Raw genomic sequence first — 20,756 nt, 5'->3', positions numbered from 1 at the left:
GGACTAATGACTAATAAACGCGGTGTTTGAGTTTTGCTGATATGGGGATGAAAGTTTTGGCTGTTTTGGGTGGTAGTACTTGTAGGCGATCGCAGGCTTGCAAGCTCTTAAAAGCTGCTTCTCGAATCACAACTTCCTCCTCTCGACTCAGTAGGAGTTGCAAGCATTCGACTACATCTTGCTGCACTGAAGAATCAACTCGCTTACGGGCGATTAATTTAGTGAGTTGACGCAGGGCAATTAACCGCTTTAATGGATCTTTTTCTGTTAAATTGACTAACAACTGATCGAGGTGGTCTTCTTCTCGATTGCCATAAAAGTTGACAAGTTGCCATACCAATAAAATTAAAGTTAGTAGGGTTGCCATGCCTTGGGCGATCGCACCAGCAGCAATCCATTGGCTGTGAGAGTCAACCCAAATTGCAGCCGCCATGTAAGTGCTGACAGTAGCAACACCACCACTGAGGACTGCTAAAACTAGCCGACGGTTTGAACTATCTAAAAACTCACGTATTTTAGACCAGCGCAATTGCCAGTCCCACGCCTGCATTGAGTAAACTAATACCATTACTCCAACGCCAATTAACAGAGCTAATAGGAGTTTCCAGTTCCACAACAACATAGCAACGACGATTGTCAGGAACCCAAGAAAGCCTCCAGGCCCACAGAAGCGTTTAAAAGTTTGTTGTTTTGAGCTTCCTCCTATCTTGAACTTTGGAAGCGACCAGCTGGGGATCTGGTTGATCAATTGCTGCCAAGAAGACGAAGCCTGTGCCACAGTGTTTACCTACTTGATTACGAAATTACCTATTGTAGAAGTTTTATTAGAGACGAAGAAAGCAGGAAGCATCCCGAATTGGTAAAAATACCAGGATATTAGAAATGGCACCCTAGTTTCTACCCTTGGGGAGATCCATGAATAATATTATATTATCGGCGAATTGTTGCGATTATCTAAAAGAATACGCGGACTCGGACGAGTAAGCTTAATTTTGCTACTGAGTTTTTAACGTTTCCGTTTTAGAGACAAAAACGAAAGTCGTCAAGGATGAATTGACCGTCAAAAGCACAGAAGGTTACGCTGTAGATGTTATTCCCAGTTATAGATAATAACGTATTGGGGGAAATTGCGGAGTCAGAATTGGCAAGATTAGCGCCTGGTAGTACAGTTTGTCCAAGGAGTTGGCGATCGCCATCGTAAGCGGAAAGCACCAGTCGCTGGGAACTAGTGACATAGGCACTAACTGAGTTCACAGGATGCAAGAAAGTAGCTTCTAAAAATCCGCTTTTGGGCGCTCCCATTAAGACTGTCAGCCCTGAATGGCTTGGAAATGCTGGATTTGATGGCTGTATTGCTAGAGAATTATGAAAAATGACTCCCCATTGTTCATACTGGCGCTCTACTACTTCAAAACACTTCAACTCTTCCAAGTCTAAACAAATACAAGTAGGTATACTCAGCTTAGCAAGGTCAATGGCTGGCTCGAGGCGATCGCGGCGAGATGAAGCTGTAATTTGGTTTTGTATATTAAAATTGTCAAGCGCAAATTTAGGGTCTTCAATCCTTGGTGCTTTATTTGATTGAAGAGTAGCCTGCTTTACCATGACATTCCGCCTTACCATTACCTAGAGAATAATTAGATTAGTAATATATCAAAAGCTATTCTTTTTAGATGTAGAACTAGAATGAATAGCTTATTAAAATTAGCGTTTTGACTATTCTTGACGCTCAAAATTATTTATCAGTTTCTTCATAGAGTACCATAAACAACTCATCTGTATTTATGTCTATAGTGATACTCGCTACCACTTAGAATCCTTGAAGCACAGTAATTACAACGTTAGTTTATTGTTGACTATGAAAAAATAAACACCAAATCTTTACAACTAATTCAGTAGTTTTACATCTACTTAATCTGACGCTGGTCAGAAGTCCTGAAGTAGCTGGTTCACCGATAATAAAAATAAAGATGCTCTGTAGGAGACGCAGGAAGTAAGAGACGCGGAGAGTAATTTTTCCGTATCCCCGCGTCACCGCGTCCCCGCGTCCTTCCTGTTACCAGTGTTAGTTAATCATTAGAGTGAAGAAAAATATTTATGTTTCAGCCCATAGGATTTGAACAACGCTCCGTAATTACCTCATTAGGTAAAATTGTTTATTATACTGCTGCTGGATCGCCTTGGCAAAACGATGTAACTGCCAAAGATGACCGAGAAACTTTGGTGTTTCTGCACGGCTTTGGTGGTGGGTCTTCTGCTTATGAGTGGTCGAAAGTGTATCCGGCTTTTGCTGCTGAATATCGGGTTATTGCGCCAGATTTAATCGGCTGGGGTAGATCGGAGCATCCAGCACGTAGTTATAAAATTGACGATTATTTGACAACGATTCGGGAATTTTTACAACAGACTTGTACTGGGCCAGTAACAACGATCGCTTCTTCTTTGACCGCAGCATTTACAATTAGAGTAGCGATCGCTCATCCGGATTTATTTAAGTCTTTAATTCTCACTACTCCCGCCGGACTTTCTGACTTTGGCGAAGACTACTCCCGCAGCTTTTTTGCTCAGTTAGTCAGTGTTCCTATTATTGACCGCGTGCTATACAGTACTGGAGTTGCTACCAGTGGAGGTATTCGCGGCTTCTTAGAGCAACGACAATTTGCTCAGTCTAATCGAGTCTACCAAGAAATTGTAGATGCTTATCTAGAATCCGCCCAACAGCCCAATGCTGAGTATGCAGCACTGTCTTTTGTACGTGGCGATTTGTGCTTTGATTTATCCCTTTATATTCAACAATTGACCACTCCCACCGCCATAATCTGGGGACAAAAATCGCAATTTACAGGGCCTTCAATTGGTCGCCGCCTCGCCGAAATCAATCCCCAAGCAATCCGGTTTTTTCAACAATTGGAAGATGTGGGGTTAACACCGCAGTTGGAATTACCAGCAGTCACAATTGGGTTAATTCGGCGATTTTTGCCTTTGCTTAATTAATCTAAGAATTCAGAATTCAGAATTCAGAATTCAGAATTCAGAATCAAGCTTGAATTAGAAAACGAAACGCCCTATGAATTATTGATTTTTTTAGCTTAAGCTTGAATATCAAAGCCTTCAGAATTCTGAATTCTAGATTCTAGATTCTGGATTCTAGATTCTGGATTCTGAAGTCTGAATTCTGGATTCTAGATTCTGAATTCTGAATTCTGGATTCTGAATTCTGAAAAATATTATTTATCTTTTAATCTGACATCAATGACAGTCGCATTGAAGTTGTAATTAAAACCTTCTAACTCAAATGGCATCCCAATTTTGACTTTACTGTTACCAAGAACTGGGCCACTGTCGGTGACTTTGGCTTTGCCATCTAAAGTTAAAAGGAAATCTGTACTAAAATTATTGCTTTTTGGATCTGGCAATTCTTTAACAGTGCCATCAGGTTGGAAAACATTGACTGTTCTGGGTAGCTGTTGAATGGATTTAATCTCAATCTGCCCATAGGGTTGATTCCGGATAATTACATTAGTTTTACCACCTTTTTTGAATCCGTTATCGAATAATTGTTCAGGGTCACGTACATTCAAACCACGGACTACTAAATCTACCTCTATGGGTGCTATTTTTTCACCGATTTGGGCAAGACCCAAGCTAGACAAGATGCTAGAAAAGATGACAAATATAACTAATAGAGTTACCAGGGCAGCACCTAAATCTAGGAGATTGATTTTGCCGAACAAACGACCTTTTGAATCTAAAATAGCCATAAAAAATTTTCCAAGGTAATAGCGAAGTAATTGATTGTAGCAAGAAGGTTATCGATGGGAACGGCTGTTTTCCCTATTTGCTAATAACTCAAACCGACTGGGGGTTGTGTTTATGCGACAGTTTATCACGAGTTCGTAAGTTTCGAGCGGTGGCAGCTAACCCTCAAATTTTTGCCTATTAGAACTGATGTACCTAAAAGGTAAAATCTAATGTTTAAGCCTATCTTTAGAAGGAATCGTGAGCCATCTAAATTTCGGTATATTTGCGTAAGTATTGGCTGTATAACAGCCCCTTTCGTTTTGAGCTAACAATGCAACTTGGAATACTCTAAATCCGTCTCATAATTTGTCTTGTCATGTTACGTTCTCCCGAAATTATCTTCAGTGCAGATTATGTTGAATTGGAAAGGTTTTGTTGTAAATTACCGGATGTGGCGGCGCCGCTGGTTTTATCCACTAATTTCGCTGGTAGTTGCTTTGAGTCTGTGCCTGAGTACAGCCTTACCTGGAAGAACTTTAGAATTCTTGCCTCTGATATTGCAGGGAGTTCAGGTACTTCAGCTTTCTAATATATCCGATCGCCAGGAAACTGATATTGGCAAGCAGATTAATCAGGAAATATTGGGGAGTCAAGTCAAACTTTACCGGAATGCTGAAGTTAATAGCTATGTAGAACAAATTGGTCGGCGCTTAGCAGCTAATAGCGATCGCCCCAATCTTCCCTATACTTTCCAAGTAGTTGAAGATGATGCCATTAATGCCTTTGCCACGCTAGGAGGCTATGTATATGTCCACACAGGTTTGCTGAAAACCGCAGATAATGAAGCGGAACTGGCAAGTGTTATGGCCCATGAAATTGGTCACATTGGCGGAAGACACTTGGTTAAACAGATGCGCCAAAAAGCGATCGCCAGTGGTTTAGCAACTGCAACTGGCTTAGATCGCAACACAGCCGTAAATATTGGTGTAGAACTTGCCTTGAATCGTCCCCGCAGTCGTCAAGATGAATATGATGCCGACAAAAGAGGATTAAGAACTTTGACACGGGCTGGTTATGCCCAGTCTGCAATGGTTTCTTTTATGCAAAAGCTGCTGAAAAAGGGTGGTTCTGTCCCGACATTTTTGAGTACGCACCCCGGAACCAGCGATCGCATTGCTGGCCTCAAACGTGCAATTGAGTCCCAACCCAGTAATGGAAGCTATGGTTTAGATACTGCTAGTTATAGAGCCAATATTCGCCCATTAGCGCGGTCTTGAGGGCATGGGGGGACTGGGGACTGGGGACTGGGGAGTGGGGACTGGGAAAACTCTTCCCTAATCCCTACTCCCCACTCCCCTCATTTCTAATTACGTCGATCAACTTTAATTTTGGTCGGATCAACTGCGATCGCTGCATCTTTTAAGGGCAGGGCACGGAGACAATTTCTAAAAATGTTAACTTGATATACTAAATTATTTGTAATATCTAGTCCAGTCAACCAGCCACTCCGGGGATGATAAGCACCAGTATCTATGCCTAGCCATCCCTGTCCTTGTGCCAGTTGACCAGGAGAAACACCTGGTAAAGTAAAGGTAATGGTGTGACCGATGATAATTTGCTTATCAGGAAAGTAAGGCTTGGAAATGCTGTGAAATTCTTCTCGTATCCAGCACAGTTGATCGGCTGTTTGTTCTATCACTGGCTTAGAAGGGTCAACACCAGCATGAGTTAACCAAATATCGCCCAAGTCAATATATGTAGGTAAAGCCCTGAACCAATCTAAATGGTCATCTGGAATTGGAGCCTCGTGGTAACTGGCTACGGTCGCTTGCCCCCCGCTGTACAGCCATGCTTGCATCCTTGGGGAGGAAGTCTTTTCATCAGTGAGAATGCTCAATAACATCTGCTCATGATTTCCCAGCAAACACGGGTAGTTATTTCGCTTGACAAAATTAACTACTTGTGCACTATGAGGTCCGCGATCGATTAAGTCTCCCAAAAAATAAACTTGATCGTCTGATGTGGGGGCGATCGCCTCCAACAATGTCATCAAACCTTCATAGTGACCATGTACATCCCCAATTACAATTCGTCTGGGGTTAGTTTCGCTCATTGTCTCTTGGCTGCAATAATTTGGAATTTTGGCTAATACTTCTGCTACAGTTTAAGCTGTCTGGTTTCCGCAATGACAGGTAAAAACACTGGATAAGCTTTATTTTAATTTAAAGTTTTATTTAAATTTAATTATTATCCCAGCTAGGGATAAGATTGATTGGCGATCGCTATATAGTATAGTCTATGATTTTTGTGACAATTTAAAAACCAGTAGATTTTATCTAAGTTGTTAGCCTAGAATTTAAGGCGTTGCTGTATACCTGACTTTCAATCTCACAATGTCTAACGATTTTTCTACTGAAATTAGTTCACGCATCTGCAACCACATGAATGAGGATCATGCTGATGCTGTAGCTCTTTATGCTAAAGCTTTTGGTGGTGTCGCAGATGCAAAAGCAGCGCAAATGCTGTCAATTGATGCACAAGGCATGGATTTAACAGCGCAAGTCAATGGGGAAGATGTGCCAATTCGTATTCAATTCGATCATGTTTTAGCGGATTCAGAAGATGCTCATCAAACTTTGATTGCAATGGTGAAGCAAGCACGGGTGCAGGCAAAGTAGAAATAGCTTCAGATAAAATCGAATTGGTTTTATGTATTGATACTCTCAAAACTCTAGTTTCTAAAAGTGTCAAATAATAGTTATATTTGGCATAAACGAGCAGCTGTATTTAGGGTGTGATAGCGTATTGCAATACGTTATAAGAATCTTGGTTTTCTCAAGCAATCGTACTGATGGGTGAGCAATCCCTGACTAATTGCTTTGTGAAAATAAGTGCTAGCGCCTTTGTATCAGCTACTCAATTCAATGACATACTTATTATGCTCAATTCAAATTATCAGAGAACTGTTGAGGAACTGCGTAAGTTAGCCTCTATGTTTTGGCCTTCAGAATTATCAAAACAAGAAGCTGAGCTTAGTATAATTCCAAAACTCATTGAAACTCAAGACCAATTTATTGCCATTCTGAGCGTTGAAGTTTCAAGTTTAGAAGGATTATTTCAAATTATTGATTCTTCAAATATGCCAGCAAATCTATTTCTAAAACATTTACTAGTCCTGGCTGACTTTGGTGGTGAAATGCTTCAACGATTAAACAGTCAATTTAATTCAATCTTTCCTTCAGGCAGCTTACATTATTTATGGAATACACAAAATTATAACTATATATTTCGAGTTTTGCCTGTGCAAGGTCAACTCAATAATACTAAACTTGGCATTAGTGGAAAAAAACTACTAGTAAATCAACTTCTTTCGGAACTTCATAAAGACATAATAGCCGTAGTGTTGTTTAGTGGTAGTTCTATAGATGAAAAAACAGCAGAAATACTAGCAAAGTGTGAAATTGGTAACTACATAGGTTTACCAGATAAATTGCAAAAGTTTATTAAGCAAAGATATATATGGGTTAGCCGTATCACTGCTGGATCTCAATCAAATACTTTAGGGCAAATTACTCAAACTTTGGTTAAAAAATATTTGGAAGACAATCTGGATATTCCTAGCGTTAGTATTAAACAAAATGGTCATTTACCAGGCATAAGTCATACTGAAGATAATAATCGCCCGACAAATTTTGATATTGTAGTTTCCAAGGAAAATAAATATGTAGCAATAGAAGTCAGCTTTCAGGTAACCACAAATAGTGTGATTGAACGTAAGGCAGGACAAGCAAAATCTCGCTTTGAGCAAATTGAAAAACTTGGATATAAAATAGGTTATGTTTTGGATGGTGCTGGTAACTTCCAAAGAGAAAATGCTCTCAAAATAATTTGTTCATACAGTCATTGTACAGTGGCATTTTCTCTTAAAGAGCTTGATGTACTTTGTAGTTTTATAAGAGAATATGTTTTGTAAAAACAAAACAAATAAATCTATACAATATGGTAAAGTTTTGTAGAAAACTAACATAATATCTATGCCAAAAATTAGGTTTGTTGATTTATTTTCAGGAATAGGGGGAATTAGATTAGCTTTTGAACAAGCGGCTGATTCTTTAAATATAGAAAGTGAATGCGTTTTCAGTAGCGAAATTAATTCAGATGCTCGATTAGTTTATGAAAAAAACTTTGGTCAAACGCCTTTAGGTGATATTCGATTAATTGATGAACTACCAGAACATGAATTTTTATTAGCTGGGTTTCCTTGTCAGTCTTTTTCTCATGCTGGCAAAAAAGAAGGCTTTGGCGATACGCGAGGCACACTATTTTTTGAAATAATCAGATTACTTGATACCTATAAACCACAAGCTTTTATTTTTGAAAATGTCCGGGGGCTTTATAGTCACGACGAAGGGCGAACTCTAGCAACGATTAAGCACGAAATTCAAAAACGAGGTTATAGCTTTGATGCCTTTTTACTCAACAGTGCAAACTTTGGTTTACCACAAAATCGTGTCCGTATATATTTGGTAGGCATTTTAAATGCTTCTCCCACTTTTGAATTGATTTCTGATGTGGGACCAAAAGATTCTCATTCATATAACCCTCAGCAGTTATCTTTGTTTTATCCACAAAAAAAATCTGTGACTGTTGGCGATATTTTGGAAGACAATCCAGATGAAAAGTATGATTGTTCGCCAGAGTTTGTTAATGCCTTAAAACGAATATTTAATAATGAATTAAATCGCTTACACGGAGTCAGACTAATTGATTATCGGGGCGGAAACTCTATTCACTCGTGGGATTTAGGATTGCGTGGCGAGTGTAGTGCCGAAGAAATTGAACTGATGAACCGTTTCATTTTAAAAAGACGGAATAAAGAATTTGGACAAGAGCAAGATGGTAAATTATTAACTAAGGAACAAATAGCTAGTTTTTTTGAACATCCCAATCTTGGAGGAATTTTGAATTCACTGGTTAAGAAAAAATATCTAAAACTTATTAATGATAAATATAAACCTCTATCTGGTAACTTTTCATTTGAAGTTTATAAATTTGTAGATCCAAATAAAATTTCGGTAACGTTGGTTGCTAGTGATGCCAATAGATTGGGAGTTTATCACAATCACAGAGTACGCCGATTAACTCCGCGAGAAGCGGCAAGGCTGCAAGGTTTTCCAGATAGTTTTATGCTTCATACTAATGATGACAAGGCTTATTATCAACTAGGAAACTCTGTGAGTATTAATGTAGTTAAAGCTGTGGCTCAGGAAGCGATATTAAAAATATTTATGCCATCTCCAACAACGCCATCCCAAGTAGCAATTTCAGCTTGATACTCTAGATTTTCAGCATCCTGCTTGAGGGCTGCAATCATTTCTGCTGCCAAAATTTGGCGGCGGTGTTCTGCTAGCAGTGTATTGATGTATGCACTACGATTTCCCTGTGCATACTGATCTACAAATTGCAGAATGTCTTCTTCTAAGGTAATTGTGATTTTTAGCATCTATACTAATTTTTGATATCACTATTTAGTATGATTTTATCATCATACTAAAAATTGCCAAACCCATATACTTTAGTATCTGAATAGACAAATTTACGCGTAGCAGCTTGTTGTCAGACATTGCCTGAGTCTATTTATTTACTTAGATAAATTAAGCGTCAGTAGGATTAAAAGTTTCGGGAAAGGATACATCTTCATAAATATCTGTTAGGGAACAGGCAAAGTTGAGGCTGACTAACTGTAATTCCTGATTTTCTTTATAGCTATACAAAACCCATCTTCCCTCAGCATTGCGACGAAAACAATCAACGCGTTGGCGGGTTTGACTGATTAAGACGTATTCTTGCAATGTTTCTAATTCTTGATAGTCAATAAATTTATCGCCTCTGTCAAAAGCTTCCGTGGATGGAGAAAGAACTTCAATAATTAAACAGGGATAACGTTTAAAATATTCAAATTTTATGTCTCTTTGGTCGCAAGTAACCAAGATATCAGGATAATAAAAAATATTTAGTGATTCAATGCGAGCTTTCATGTCCGTAGCGTAAAGGCGACAACCTGTACCGCGAACATGATTTCTCAGGAGGGCAATGAGATTAGTGGTAATTGTTACATGGGCATCACTTGCCCCTGACATTGCATAAATTCGCCCTTGAATATATTCATGTTTATTCAGGCTAGATTTTTCAGCTTCAAGGTATGCTTCTGGAGAAAGATAGGGGTGAAATTGGCTAAGAGTCATATCAACACAGGTAATACCATTTTGGATTTTAGATTTTAGATTTTGGATTGAGAATTTCGGTGTTGCTGAATTTGAATCTCAACTCTTACTCTCTGCGATCGCTGTTCACGTAACAACAGATTTCAAGTTAATGAAGTACACAATCTATGTCTGGTAACTAAGCTCCGAGCCTATTCTAATTCTGACTCCTGAATTCTGTTAGCGCAGCGGGGCGTAGCCCATTCTGAATTCTGTTACATCAATCTTCTGTTCGCAATAACCAAAAGCCGCTGTAAGTTATTCCAGAATCATCGGGTTGGACTAACAAAAAATGTAATCCTTGGCTTTGTTGTTTCCGTTGTTCATATGTTTGGGCTGCTGTGGTAACTTCTGAATCTTCAAAAGTGGCAACAATCCATCTATCCACTAAGCCTGCTTCTAATACTAAGCCATTTGGTGCGCCAGAAATGTAGTTCAATCCTACAGGACGGGCTTGCTGTAACCACCGTGCTAGGTGCATCGATCGCCGTCCACCATAAATTACCACACCAGGAACAGCGATCGTTGATGCCAAACCTAAATTGAGCGGTTTGAGGTATTCCGGTATGTGCAAAATGGGAATTGGGCGTTCTGCAAACACATCCACAAGTTCACCAGCCTGGAGTGTCGCAAAACGCCATTGTTCTCCCCAGAGGTTTTCTGGTAATGGTGCAGGGGGTGGTTTATCTAGCGCTGAAGGATATTGCTTTTCCTGTAACCACTGTTTGAGTGCCAAAGTGCGGCGAGTAGGTTGGACATTAATACCTAAATTCCGTCCAGCTGCCTCAATTAAACTGAGAGACTGAGGACGAAACACTTCAATTACATCCGGCAATTTTTCACCAGCTGCTTGCTGAAGTTGGGTAGTAACCCAATTAGAATTTGCTGCTGACTGAAGACAAGTAGCTTCATATTCAAAACTGCGAGTTGCATCACAAATCAACAACTCCCATAACACTTGTCCAGATGCATCTGGTGATGGACGACGATAAAAATCAGCCTGCCAAGTTTTCATAATGTGGGGAGTGGGGAGTGGGGAGTGGGGAGTGGGGGGAAGTGGGGGGAAGTGGGGGCAGGGGAGGCAGGGGAGGCAGGGGGAGATGGAGGAGAGTTAAAACTAGGAGTTTGAAGTCAAAAGGCTCAACGTTCGAGTTAAAAGGTGCAACTACGAGGTTCAAAGGTGCAACCTTCGAGTTAAAAGGTGCAACTTCGAGGTTAAAAAGCGCAACGTTCGAGTTAAAAGGTGCAACTTCGAGGGTTAAAGGCGCAACTTCGAGGTTCAAAGGTGCAACTTCGAGGTTCAGAGGTACAATGTTCGAGGTTCAGAGGTACAATGTTCGAGGTTCAGAGGTACAATGTTCGAGGTTCAGAGGTGCAACGTTCTAGTTCAGAGGTGCAACTTTGAGGTTCAAAACGCCAAACTCCCTCATTTCCCTCATCTCCCATACCAAATTCAAACAGCCTGAATCCATTCTTTAACAGAATACTCAGTCCAGATGCCATTTTTCCAGTAGGGATCGTTTTCAATTAATTCGCGGACTGTGGCTTCGTCTTCGGCTTCGTAAATTCCAAAAATTTTTGTGACATCTTTGGTGGGGCCAATGGTAATCAGCACACCGGATTCTTTCTGTTTTGCTAATCCGTCTAAATGAGCTTGACGGTGGGGAACGCGTTTTTCAAGAACGTCTTCGCTGTAACTTCCCCAGAGTATATACTTAGGCATAATTGCTTATTACTCCTGTTGGTTAATAAGATATTGCTCTGCCAAGAGCTTGAGTCGATCGCCTTCTAAAATGAGATTGTCAATTGCTTCTTTGATTTCAAGGTATGGCTGACGAGAGAATTTCTTTTCTCGTTCAATTGCACGTCGAGTTTCTGCCCTCAACCTTCCAGCCCACTTGTGTTTCCCAAAAATGTCCAAGCCAACTGACACAACACTATCTGTACGAGATTGACTTGCTTCCTGATTAATATTACGTATATTTGCATTAACCTCCTTTTTAATCGCTCTGAGTTGCTTTTGTAATAGAGAAATTTGCTTAACCTGTAATTTGACTGATTTAGGACTATCAAGTGTCAGAGACATCTGTGATTGGATCTGCTGAATTTGTTGAGTTATTTCCAGCGTGTTCATAAATATGCCCCGATCTAGAGTTAAAAATTTTTGGCTAGTCTTTACAGAAGAATATGAGGCAAAGCCTCAAGTAGAGTATTCCCAGGTTGAACCTGGGAACTAGACCAAAAAACTCCTAACTCCTAACTCCTAACTCCTAACTCCTAACTCCTAACTCCTAACTCCTAACTTCTGAGGTTGACGCCGAATTTTTCCACTAAGGCTTCGCGGACTTTATTGTGTACTGGTTCGACTTCTGCCTCAGTAAGAGTACGATCGCTTGCCCGATAAATTAGGCGGAATGCTAGACTCCGCTGGCCTTCGGGGACGTTTTCGCCACGATATTCATCAAACAATTCCACTGATTCGAGCAAATCTTTGCCAGCTTTGGTGATTGCTTTTTGCAGTTCGGCAACTGAGACTTTGACGGGTGCGAAAAAGGCGATGTCGCGATCGCTTGCTGGATAGGTGGAATAAGGATGAAATGTGGGGGTAAGAATTTCATCTTCTTCTAGAGAACTTAAAAGTACATCTAAATCTAATTGAAAAACATAAGCTGAATCAGGTAAGCCTTTTTCTCGCCGCAGTTGGGGATGAATTTGCCCAAAAATTCCCAGTCTACTACCTCTAATCCATAAAGAGGCGGTGCGTCCAGGATGTAGGCGTTCATCTCGGCGATCGGGCTGATATTCTACTTGCAAGCCAAGTTGGCGAAATACACTTTCTAAAATCCCTTTGGCTTCAAACCAATTCAAGGGTTGTTCTCGACCGCCTTTTGACCATTTGCCAATGGAGGTGTCGCCTCCCACAATACCAGCCAGGGCTTCTGCTTCTTGGAAACCGTCTTCTTCTTGCCAGAAAATTTGCCCGACTTCAAAGCCGTTGAGGGCGCCGTTACCCTGCTCTATATTATATTGAAAGGCGTCAATTAACCCGGATATTAAATCGGTTCGCAGCGCTGAATATTCAACAAATAATGGATTTGTTAATACTATCTGTCTGTCTTCTCCTGGTTTAACTAAAGAGTAATGAATTAATTCTGTTAACCCTTCTGCACGAAAAAAAGCTCGTAATTTGCGAATCAATTCCTGGTCTAAAGGCAGATAACCCGCTTCGGCTTTTTCTGGTAAGGTATCACAAAATCTGTTGTACCCATACAGACGGGCGATTTCTTCAATTAAGTCAATTTCCCGTTCTAAATCCCGGTAGCGATAGGGTGGTACAGAAACAGACCATGTGGGTTGGAGTGTATTGTCTTCTCCTAAGACATTGCCTGAAGAAGTCAACTGACAGCCTAATGCAGTCAAAATCCTTTCAACGTCTTGTTCTTGGAGTTCTCCTGTATCCTCTCCCAAATCGATTGGCCCTAGTATCTGATTGACTCTATCTAAACGCAGTGCAATGGAACGAGTCCAGGTAGATGGATCGGGGCGGGTGTCGGCGATTTCTTGGTGGATAATAATTCCACTGGCTAATTCGCTAATTAACGACAAGGCGCGGCGATTTGCGACTTCCAATTCAGCGCGGTTAACTCCTCTTTCGTATCTACCAGAAGCTTCACTTCTTAAGCCAACACTGCGAGAAGAACGGCGAATTGCTACGGAATCAAATAAAGCGGCTTCTAAAACTAGGCTTTCGGTACCTTCATGGACTTCGCTTTCTTCTCCACCCATGACTCCCGCCAGTGCAACGGGTTTTTCGTTGGCGGTGATTAATAAATTTTGGGATGCTAAAGTGCGAGTTTGCCCATCCAGGGTTTTGAGTGATTCTCCAGCAGTGGCGAAGCGGACGCCGATGGTTAAATTTTCGCTACTTGTAATTGATTTTAGGCGATCGCGATCAAACGCGTGCAGTGGTTGTCCCCATTCCAACAACACGTAGTTAGTAATGTCCACGACATTATTTATGGGACGTACTCCCGCAGACCGTAAACGCTGTTGCAACCATTCGGGAGACGGGACAATTTTAACTTGTTCAATGACCGTACCAATGTAAGCAGGACAAGCTTGGGTGTCACCAATTTTTAAAGTTAAATTTCCTGTATTTTTGGTAATTGGCACTTCACTCGGTACAGGAATGCTGAGTTTTCCACCAGTTAAGGCTGCTACTTCCCGTGCTACACCTACCATACTCAACGCATCAGCGCGATTAGCAGTTGCCGTGAGGTCTAAAATGACATCATCTAAACCCAACAACGGACGCACATCACTGCCCAAGGGTAAATTTTCCTGGGTAAAAATATGAATTCCGTCTACATCAGTGGGTAAACCAAGTTCTTTTAAAGAACAAATCATGCCCTGGGAGGGGACACCACGCAGTTTTGCAGGTTTAATTTTTAAGTCGATGTTGGGTAAGTAAGTACCCGTAGTTGCCACTGGCACATAGATATCTGCTTTGACGTTAGCAGCGCCACAGACAATATTTAAAGTCTCATCTGCGCCAATATCGACTTGGCAAACACTTAATTTATCAGCATTTGGGTGGGGTTGACGCTCAAGCACTCTACCCACAACCACGCCATTGGCCCAAGTACGGCGGTCTTCAATATCTTCTACTTCAAACCCCGCCATAGTCAGGGTTTCGGCTAATTCTTCTGGACTAAGTTTTATCTCTACTAGTTCGCGCAGCCAATTGAGAGAAATACGCATGGAGTGTGCTGGTTTTAGGAATCGTCTGTTGCTCTCATTTTAGAGTGTCTGTTAGCGTAGCGATCGCTATTCACTCTGCAATTCATAGCCTTTCACTTGAACAATCCTACTACGTTAGACTAGCAGAACAATCCCCCATGCTAATCTTTTCTTCGTATTTTGCACACATATCATAAAGGGAACCGACGAGTCAACTTTGAATTATCCTAGTGGCGTGTCAAGGCTAAAATAAATTCATAACTAATTGATGCCCTATCCATTCTATGACCATAGCTCAAGAATTAGATTCTCAAGAAGGCATCCCTGGTGATGTTATATTTCCCCCTGGTGATTTATATAGTGATGAACCTCCCTTGGAAACCGAACTACATTTACGACAAATAATTTTACTTTTAACATGTCTAGAATTGTTCTGGCGAGATAGAAATGATTTTTATGCAGCGGGAAACTTGACTATCTACTACAGTCCACACCAACGCAAATCAGAATCTTTCCGAGGGCCAGACTTTTTTGTAGTGTTGGGAACCCAACGCAAAACCCGTAAGAGTTGGGTAGTCTGGGAAGAAGATGGTAAATATCCGAATTTCATTCTAGAAATTTTGTCAGACTCAACAGCGAAGACAGACAAAGGTTTAAAAAAAGAAATTTATCAAGATACTTTCCGCACTCCTGATTATTTTTGGTTTGACCCATACACATTAGAATTTGCAGGATTTCATTTAGTAGATGGAAAATATCAACCTCTGCAACTAAATGAACAAGGATATTTATGGAGTCAACAGTTAGGGTTATATCTAGGAATTCATCAGGGACTATTGCGGTTTTTTACACCAGATATACGACTAGTACCAACACCTGAAGAAACGGCAGAACAGACAGAAGAAAGATTAGAACAAGCAGAACAAAAAGCAGAACGGTTGGCAGCAAAATTGCGAGAGTTTAATATCGATCCAGATACAATTTAGATTACTGCGATCGCATGATACAGCCTATTTCAGGTAAATGAAGTACACGGGTAGGGGCACAATATGTTATATTGTGTTCGGTTAAAGACTTATCATTAAGACAGCAGGGGGCAGGGAGCAGGGAGCAGGGGGAAAGAGGGTTTCCTGATTTTTCAAAAGATGCGGGAATTATAACTAATTAGGCGAACATGATATTATGCTCCTACTACGATTATTTGGACATAGAGAGGTTGCAATGCAACCTCTCTATTGGTCAAGATTCAGTTAGTCGGTGCAAAATAAAAGTTGAGTTTTCTAGGAAACGCTGGGTATTACAGAACGAACGGCGTTGATAAAATTTTGAGCATAACTGTGGGTTGAGAAATCGAGGGCGCGTTGTCGTGCAGCGACTCCCGCACTTTGGGCGAATTCTTGCTCGTCAAGATAGCGGAGAATAGCGATCGCTAATTTATCCGCATTGCCGTAAGGTGTTAATAGTCCATTGATGCCATCTGTAATAATCTCCGTTGGCCCGCCTGCATCGCCAGCAATCACAGGTTTTCCCAACGCCATCGCTTCAATAATCACAATACCAAACGGTTCTTTATCAGATGCATGGACAAATACATCCATCGCCTGCACCCACTCTGGAATATTGCGCTGTAACCCAGCCATAATTACTTGCTCTTTCAAGCCTAAAGCGGCGATTTCTGCTTTTAAAAAGTCCTCATAATCCGGTTCCAAATCGTGCTTACCGCCAACCACAACACAATGGGCATCGGGATACTGCTGTAAAATTTTGGGCATTGCTTGTACCAATACATGCATTCCCTTCCATCGTTGCAATCGTCCGACAATTCCAATCAATGGCCCGTGCAAAGGTAAGCCCAACTTTCGCCGTGCTTCTTCAGGAGAAGGTAAAGCATCAGGTTCAAATCGGTCTAGTGCTACACCAGGATAAACCAATGGTGTTGGTCTGTGCGGCCAAATCTGCGCTTGTGCTTGCTTGCCATCTTGGGAGAGGGTAATAATTGCCCGTGCTGGGATTAAAGTAGCCAGCCGTACTAACCAAGTTTTATCGCTAGGCACTTCTAGCTGATACCACACAGCAGGTAACCCCGCCAACATCGCCGCCAAACCCCCAGATATGTGCGTAATCCACATCCAATTAACAATTATATCTGCATGTTCCTCGCGGGCGATCGCAGCTATCCGGAAAACAGCAGCAATAAAACGGTGAATTTGGCGCAAACGTCCACTTTCCACAACTCGCGCATCGATGCCAAGGGACTTTACTTGTTCTACCATCGGGCCGTTTTCTAAAAATATCACTAGCCACTCGACACCAGCATTACGTCCCTGCTGCATCAAATCCCAGAGCATCATTTCACCGCCGCCTCGTTGTTCGGCCAGTGGCATTACAATAATTGCTTTCATAATTTTAACCCGTCTATTTAATAAAAGTGTTTCTCTACTTCTGACTCCTGAATTCTGAATTCTGAATTCTGACTCCTGACTCCTGACTCCTGTTTACTTTTCTTGATGAAGATAATATTTATGTCCTGCCATAGCCATAGCTAAAAATCCCCAAAGAATCATACCTGCTACACTCAACATCCCACTACCAATAACTAATTGCGTAGCAGAGCTAATGCCAATAGCGCGGGCAGCACTGATAAAACTATCAAACCGTCCTTCACTATATTTGCTAACACTAACAATTAACAAGATTAATCCACCCATATAAAAAATTGCTCCAAACCAACCAAGGGTAAAAAACATATCTAAAATGCCACTGTCAATTACCACTACTTCAATTTGACCTGTTTTTTCGTTGACCTTCCAGATATTTCCTAATCCGTTACCTAAAGCATTAGAAAGAGCTAGACTCAGGTTTTTGTCGTAACTTTGGGATCTATCTTTAAAACTGTTATCTTCTTCCAGATTAGAAAAAGTTTGCAACCGCTCTGACACAACATGAGAAATTGGTTCGATAGTTGTCAATGGCACAACACAAATTGCCATCACCACAATTATGGTTATTAGGCGCATTTGAATACGGGTTTTGACTGAACCCACAATCATAATTACTCCGAATAACCAGCCGCCCCAATTTGTACGCGCTTGTGTCAATAAAAAAGATAAATAACCAACGGCTGAGGCAGGAAAAATTAAACTTCCGGAACTGGTAAATAACAATAGCAACCCAGCTTGCATCACGGAACCAAAGGGGCCGACTGAATGTAATGTACTCCAGACGCGCATTCCAAAAGGCACAGGATTTCCAGAACTCATGAATAGTTTTGATTCTATGAGCCAGTACCTATCCCACTCAGGAGCTACTACGAATTGATATACACCATAAGCTCCTAAAATCAACACACACCAGAGGAATGTTCGCTGAAAATTTCGCCGATATACGGGGTAATCTCGCCAGTTAATAAATAAGTGAAAAGCAAAAATAATTGGGCCTAGCCAATCCAATAAACCGCGTGCTACAGGGATTGGTGCATTATAAATAAGACCTATCAAAAAGCCGTAGAAGACTCCGATAAAAGCCAAAACAAACGGTAAACCTCCTTGGCGAGAGGCGCTTTTAAAGCGGCGCAAAAAAGTTGCGATGGTCACAAACACTACTAAATATGGTGCTATGAGCATCTGGCGGGTAGGGTCCCAACCTACGCGATAGTCAACTAAGCGGGTAGCTAAGGGCGTGAGAAAGCATATCCACCAGGTAAAGCCGACGTAGAGAATGGGATGGCGCAAGTATAAAAACACGGCTACTACTAAAGCTGTCACCGGAAAAATTAGGCGCAATGCAGCAGTAGCACCAGCAAAATAGCAAACTACAGTTAATAGTATAAAGCCGGCGATCGCCATCCACCCCTGTGGCGATCGCTCCTCAGGAGAATAGTTTTCTTGTGAAAAACTATTGTAAAGTATCTGCTTATAAATCATTCAATTACGAATTACGAATTACGAATTACGAATTCTCTACATCCTTGCCAACGTCCACGCCAAGATGCTAACAATTTCTTACTTGCTAACTGTCCTTGGCTGGGTAAAAATCTCAACCATTGGATGAAGCCAAAACTATCGCAGGTTCCAACTAATATTGCCCAGAATAAAAATACTATTTGGCGGATAAATGATAGATGTTCTAATAAAACTAAGGTTTCATTATGAACTAAATTAATCAAGGCAATTTCATTAAAATTGTTTCGCTGATCTTCATCAAAACGTTGTGCTGGGTAATGTTCTACGGCAACATTAGGATCGTAAATTATCTTCCAACCAGCTCGCTTTAATGCCAGAGTAAATGCCATTTCAAAATGTACTTGCGCTCCAGTACCTCGCATCCGCTCGTCAAAGCGCAATTGCCCAATTGCTTCTTTGCGAAAACTCATGTTTACGCCTTTGAGAATATCAACTTCGCGGGCTTCTCCTACTCCCAGATGATGGTTGCCAATTACGCGCCCAAACCACTGCAACCTACCAACTATTGGGCGGGAGTCGTCTTCTAATTTGCTCCCGTGGTGTATCCAATCACGCCCACCCAAACCGCCAAGGCGACTATCACAAGCAAAGTAAGCGGCGATGCGCTCTAACCAATCGGGATGGGGTGCAGCATCATCATCGGTAATGGAAACAATATCGCCCTCAACCTCTGCAAGTCCGGCATTCAGGGCTGCTACTACCCCCGGTTGTGTGACTGTCACAGTTTGTAGTGGCAAGTTGTCTGCCTTGAATTGGGCTAGAAATTCCCAAGTTTGTGCATCCGTATCACGGACAACCACTATCACCTGATCAACTGGTTTGATTTGCTCCTGTAGCGCCAAAAGGCAGCGTGAGAGGTCTTGTGGACGGCGATAAGTTGGTATGAGAACGGTGTTCCGCATTTTTGCTTAACTCCTCGAATAAATCCACATAAGTTTGTGCCATAGTAGTCCAGCTGTGTTGTTCTGCCACAGAACGAGCAGCTTGACCCATTTGTTGCATCAGCGGTTGTTCACTCACTAAGGACATCAGCGCCATTGCCAATGCATCGATATCATCTGAGTCGGGTAAGACGATGCCGCATTCTGGCGTTACTAACTCTGCACCGCCGGTAGCTGTGGCAGTAATTACTGGCAGCCCTGAAGCAAGTGCTTCTAACAATACCAGGCTACAAGCTTCATATCGGGAAGGAAAAATAAATAAATCTACCGATCGCATAATTTCGGGGATATCACGGCGAAATCCGACAAAATGCACGCGATCGTTTAACCCCAAAGATGCTGCTAGCTGAGGGAAGGGACTATCTTCAATGTGACCCACCACCACCAAATGCAAATCGGGAACTTTAGTTAAAGCGTGGAGGATTGTATCTAAGTTCTTTCTGCGTGTGCGGATGTCTCCGGCGAACAGTGCGAGGGTGACATTTTCTGGTAAACCTAATTTTTGGCGATTGCTTTTACCAGGAGTAAACTCTTCTAGGTCTACTCCATTCACAATTACGCGAATCCGAGAACGAGGTACACCAATATTAATTAATTCCTGGGCTACCTTTTCGGATACTGCTACAACGACCTTAGCTTTTTGGAAAGCTTGTTTTTCCCAACGAGCATTAAAAGCAGTAAATAGCCACTGATATAAACCATATAAATCTCGGCGGTTGCGGGAAATATGAACTGGCGATCGCAACCATGAACTATGGACAAAATGTACAGCATTCACATCAGCAGCAGCCATATTAATGGCGCCATTGATTTTGATTAAATCAAAGTTTGAGCGATGTTGACGCAACCAATTTGCACTTTTTTGGGCAAAGATGAAATTACGTAGAAATTCGGTGGGATACCCTTGGACTGGAATTTTAATCCAATTAACTTGAGTGTTGTGTTCTAGTTCTGGGGCGATTTCACTTGCTAATAATGTTAGGTGATGACCGCGACGAATTGCTTCGTTAGCAACTTCGTAGTTGACTCGGCCTTGACCATCACCTTTTTTGATTTTATGGGTAACAATGCAAAGTTTCATATACTACCTTATTTAGGGAGAAAAGCTC

At 41.4% G+C, this 20,756-nt stretch carries 20 protein-coding genes; 6 read left to right on the top strand and 14 right to left on the bottom strand.

Translation table 11 applies throughout. The annotated features are described in order from the left end of the window. Positions 1 to 10: 10 nt before the first annotated feature. Together IQ276_RS10705 and IQ276_RS10700 are read right to left on the bottom strand one after the other, a co-directional pair. Positions 11 to 778, bottom strand: a complete 768-nt coding sequence (locus IQ276_RS10705) for an armadillo-type fold-containing protein (protein ID WP_193924558.1) — start codon at positions 776 to 778, stop codon at positions 11 to 13. A 242-nt stretch (positions 779 to 1,020) separates the two neighbouring features. Next, on the bottom strand, positions 1,021 to 1,605 hold the full coding sequence (locus IQ276_RS10700; protein WP_193924556.1) for a hypothetical protein: 585 nt from the start codon (positions 1,603 to 1,605) through the stop codon (positions 1,021 to 1,023). A gap of 492 nt (positions 1,606 to 2,097) precedes the next feature. Between IQ276_RS10700 and IQ276_RS10695 the strand changes: the two genes are divergently transcribed. Next, on the top strand, positions 2,098 to 2,994 hold the full coding sequence (locus IQ276_RS10695; RefSeq protein WP_221704604.1) for an alpha/beta fold hydrolase: 897 nt from the start codon (positions 2,098 to 2,100) through the stop codon (positions 2,992 to 2,994). A gap of 233 nt (positions 2,995 to 3,227) precedes the next feature. On the opposite strand, the gene IQ276_RS10690 is transcribed toward IQ276_RS10695, so the two are convergent. Next, complete coding sequence (locus tag IQ276_RS10690) at positions 3,228 to 3,761, bottom strand: DUF4330 domain-containing protein (protein WP_190878103.1); 534 nt, start codon at positions 3,759 to 3,761, stop codon at positions 3,228 to 3,230. Positions 3,762 to 4,154: 393 nt separating this feature from the next. On the opposite strand from IQ276_RS10690, the gene IQ276_RS10685 reads away from it, so the two are divergent. Then, on the top strand, positions 4,155 to 5,018 hold the full coding sequence (locus tag IQ276_RS10685) for a M48 family metallopeptidase (RefSeq protein WP_193924876.1): 864 nt from the start codon (positions 4,155 to 4,157) through the stop codon (positions 5,016 to 5,018). Between the two features lie 86 nt (positions 5,019 to 5,104). Here the strand turns inward: IQ276_RS10685 and IQ276_RS10680 are convergent, their stop codons facing one another. Next, positions 5,105 to 5,854 (bottom strand): metallophosphoesterase family protein, encoded by a 750-nt coding sequence (locus IQ276_RS10680; RefSeq protein WP_193921689.1) that lies wholly within the window; start codon positions 5,852 to 5,854, stop codon positions 5,105 to 5,107. 280 nt (positions 5,855 to 6,134) lie between these two features. Here IQ276_RS10680 and IQ276_RS10675 point away from each other — a divergent pair, with 280 nt between their 5' ends. The 3 genes from IQ276_RS10675 (at position 6,135) to dcm (ending at position 9,074) form a co-directional block, all read left to right on the top strand. After that, positions 6,135 to 6,419, top strand: coding sequence for a DUF2470 domain-containing protein (locus IQ276_RS10675; RefSeq protein WP_190878094.1), 285 nt, complete (start codon positions 6,135 to 6,137; stop codon positions 6,417 to 6,419). A gap of 173 nt (positions 6,420 to 6,592) precedes the next feature. Further along, on the top strand, positions 6,593 to 7,714 hold the full coding sequence (locus IQ276_RS10670; RefSeq protein ID WP_228043396.1) for a restriction endonuclease: 1,122 nt from the start codon (positions 6,593 to 6,595) through the stop codon (positions 7,712 to 7,714). Positions 7,715 to 7,775: 61 nt separating this feature from the next. Beyond that, complete coding sequence (dcm, locus tag IQ276_RS10665; protein WP_193921687.1) at positions 7,776 to 9,074, top strand: DNA (cytosine-5-)-methyltransferase; 1,299 nt, start codon at positions 7,776 to 7,778, stop codon at positions 9,072 to 9,074. On the opposite strand, the gene mazE is transcribed toward dcm, so the two are convergent. The 6 genes from mazE to pheT all read right to left on the bottom strand — a co-directional run bounded on the left by mazE (position 9,005) and on the right by pheT (position 14,765). Continuing rightward, complete coding sequence (gene mazE, locus IQ276_RS10660) at positions 9,005 to 9,244, bottom strand: type II toxin-antitoxin system MazE family antitoxin (protein WP_193921685.1); 240 nt, start codon at positions 9,242 to 9,244, stop codon at positions 9,005 to 9,007. The genes dcm and mazE overlap by 70 nt on opposite strands. Before the next feature lie 151 nt (positions 9,245 to 9,395). Continuing rightward, positions 9,396 to 9,986: a Uma2 family endonuclease gene (locus IQ276_RS10655; RefSeq protein WP_193921683.1), complete on the bottom strand. Its 591-nt coding sequence runs from the start codon at positions 9,984 to 9,986 to the stop codon at positions 9,396 to 9,398. A 238-nt stretch (positions 9,987 to 10,224) separates the two neighbouring features. Then, the gene (locus IQ276_RS10650) at positions 10,225 to 11,019 is read right to left on the bottom strand and encodes a Tab2/Atab2 family RNA-binding protein (protein WP_193921681.1); all 795 of its coding nucleotides are present in this window, start codon (positions 11,017 to 11,019) and stop codon (positions 10,225 to 10,227) included. Positions 11,020 to 11,457: 438 nt separating this feature from the next. Continuing rightward, positions 11,458 to 11,727 (bottom strand): YciI family protein, encoded by a 270-nt coding sequence (locus IQ276_RS10645; RefSeq protein WP_193913189.1) that lies wholly within the window; start codon positions 11,725 to 11,727, stop codon positions 11,458 to 11,460. Between the two features lie 9 nt (positions 11,728 to 11,736). Continuing rightward, entirely contained in the window at positions 11,737 to 12,138 is a 402-nt protein-coding gene (locus IQ276_RS10640; protein WP_193913192.1) for a hypothetical protein, read from the bottom strand. Between the two features lie 164 nt (positions 12,139 to 12,302). Beyond that, positions 12,303 to 14,765: a phenylalanine--tRNA ligase subunit beta gene (pheT, locus tag IQ276_RS10635; protein WP_193913194.1), complete on the bottom strand. Its 2,463-nt coding sequence runs from the start codon at positions 14,763 to 14,765 to the stop codon at positions 12,303 to 12,305. Positions 14,766 to 15,028: 263 nt separating this feature from the next. On the opposite strand from pheT, the gene IQ276_RS10630 reads away from it, so the two are divergent. Continuing rightward, positions 15,029 to 15,730, top strand: coding sequence for a Uma2 family endonuclease (locus IQ276_RS10630; protein WP_193913196.1), 702 nt, complete (start codon positions 15,029 to 15,031; stop codon positions 15,728 to 15,730). 294 nt (positions 15,731 to 16,024) lie between these two features. On the opposite strand, the gene IQ276_RS10625 is transcribed toward IQ276_RS10630, so the two are convergent. From IQ276_RS10625 to IQ276_RS10610, 4 genes are all read right to left on the bottom strand, one after another. Beyond that, the gene (locus tag IQ276_RS10625; RefSeq protein ID WP_193913198.1) at positions 16,025 to 17,146 is read right to left on the bottom strand and encodes a glycosyltransferase family 4 protein; all 1,122 of its coding nucleotides are present in this window, start codon (positions 17,144 to 17,146) and stop codon (positions 16,025 to 16,027) included. A 93-nt stretch (positions 17,147 to 17,239) separates the two neighbouring features. Further along, the gene (locus IQ276_RS10620) at positions 17,240 to 18,667 is read right to left on the bottom strand and encodes an O-antigen ligase domain-containing protein (protein ID WP_193913200.1); all 1,428 of its coding nucleotides are present in this window, start codon (positions 18,665 to 18,667) and stop codon (positions 17,240 to 17,242) included. Between the two features lie 11 nt (positions 18,668 to 18,678). Beyond that, positions 18,679 to 19,608 carry a glycosyltransferase family 2 protein gene (locus tag IQ276_RS10615; RefSeq protein ID WP_193913202.1) on the bottom strand — a complete coding sequence of 310 codons (930 nt, stop codon included), beginning with the start codon at positions 19,606 to 19,608 and terminating at the stop codon, positions 18,679 to 18,681. After that, positions 19,517 to 20,728, bottom strand: coding sequence for a glycosyltransferase family 4 protein (locus IQ276_RS10610; protein WP_193913204.1), 1,212 nt, complete (start codon positions 20,726 to 20,728; stop codon positions 19,517 to 19,519). The genes IQ276_RS10615 and IQ276_RS10610 overlap by 92 nt, the downstream gene beginning before the upstream one ends. Positions 20,729 to 20,756 lie beyond the last annotated feature (28 nt).

Origin of the sequence: Desmonostoc muscorum LEGE 12446, from assembly GCF_015207005.2 — a bacterium.
Classification (GTDB): Bacteria; Cyanobacteriota; Cyanobacteriia; order Cyanobacteriales; family Nostocaceae; genus Nostoc; species Nostoc muscorum.
Note: the sequence above shows the minus strand (reverse complement) of the source record. Positions and strands in the feature narration are given on the sequence as shown.

What these genes read in the sequence shown, in the direction of transcription:
- IQ276_RS10650 (WP_193921681.1), bottom strand. Translation starts at nt 11,019, where the DNA reads ATGAAAACTTGGCAGGCTGATTTTTATCGTCGTCCATCACCAGATGCA.
- IQ276_RS10670 (WP_228043396.1), top strand. Translation starts at nt 6,593, where the DNA reads ATGGGTGAGCAATCCCTGACTAATTGCTTTGTGAAAATAAGTGCTAGC.
- IQ276_RS10610 (WP_193913204.1), bottom strand. Translation starts at nt 20,728, where the DNA reads ATGAAACTTTGCATTGTTACCCATAAAATCAAAAAAGGTGATGGTCAA.
- pheT (WP_193913194.1), bottom strand. Translation starts at nt 14,765, where the DNA reads ATGCGTATTTCTCTCAATTGGCTGCGCGAACTAGTAGAGATAAAACTT.
- IQ276_RS10640 (WP_193913192.1), bottom strand. Translation starts at nt 12,138, where the DNA reads ATGAACACGCTGGAAATAACTCAACAAATTCAGCAGATCCAATCACAG.
- IQ276_RS10690 (WP_190878103.1), bottom strand. Translation starts at nt 3,761, where the DNA reads ATGGCTATTTTAGATTCAAAAGGTCGTTTGTTCGGCAAAATCAATCTC.
- IQ276_RS10700 (WP_193924556.1), bottom strand. Translation starts at nt 1,605, where the DNA reads ATGGTAAAGCAGGCTACTCTTCAATCAAATAAAGCACCAAGGATTGAA.
- IQ276_RS10655 (WP_193921683.1), bottom strand. Translation starts at nt 9,986, where the DNA reads ATGACTCTTAGCCAATTTCACCCCTATCTTTCTCCAGAAGCATACCTT.
- IQ276_RS10615 (WP_193913202.1), bottom strand. Translation starts at nt 19,608, where the DNA reads ATGCGGAACACCGTTCTCATACCAACTTATCGCCGTCCACAAGACCTC.
- mazE (WP_193921685.1), bottom strand. Translation starts at nt 9,244, where the DNA reads ATGCTAAAAATCACAATTACCTTAGAAGAAGACATTCTGCAATTTGTA.
- IQ276_RS10685 (WP_193924876.1), top strand. Translation starts at nt 4,155, where the DNA reads ATGTTGAATTGGAAAGGTTTTGTTGTAAATTACCGGATGTGGCGGCGC.
- IQ276_RS10680 (WP_193921689.1), bottom strand. Translation starts at nt 5,854, where the DNA reads ATGAGCGAAACTAACCCCAGACGAATTGTAATTGGGGATGTACATGGT.
- IQ276_RS10620 (WP_193913200.1), bottom strand. Translation starts at nt 18,667, where the DNA reads ATGATTTATAAGCAGATACTTTACAATAGTTTTTCACAAGAAAACTAT.
- IQ276_RS10625 (WP_193913198.1), bottom strand. Translation starts at nt 17,146, where the DNA reads ATGAAAGCAATTATTGTAATGCCACTGGCCGAACAACGAGGCGGCGGT.
- IQ276_RS10695 (WP_221704604.1), top strand. Translation starts at nt 2,098, where the DNA reads ATGTTTCAGCCCATAGGATTTGAACAACGCTCCGTAATTACCTCATTA.
- IQ276_RS10630 (WP_193913196.1), top strand. Translation starts at nt 15,029, where the DNA reads ATGACCATAGCTCAAGAATTAGATTCTCAAGAAGGCATCCCTGGTGAT.
- IQ276_RS10675 (WP_190878094.1), top strand. Translation starts at nt 6,135, where the DNA reads ATGTCTAACGATTTTTCTACTGAAATTAGTTCACGCATCTGCAACCAC.
- IQ276_RS10645 (WP_193913189.1), bottom strand. Translation starts at nt 11,727, where the DNA reads ATGCCTAAGTATATACTCTGGGGAAGTTACAGCGAAGACGTTCTTGAA.
- dcm (WP_193921687.1), top strand. Translation starts at nt 7,776, where the DNA reads ATGCCAAAAATTAGGTTTGTTGATTTATTTTCAGGAATAGGGGGAATT.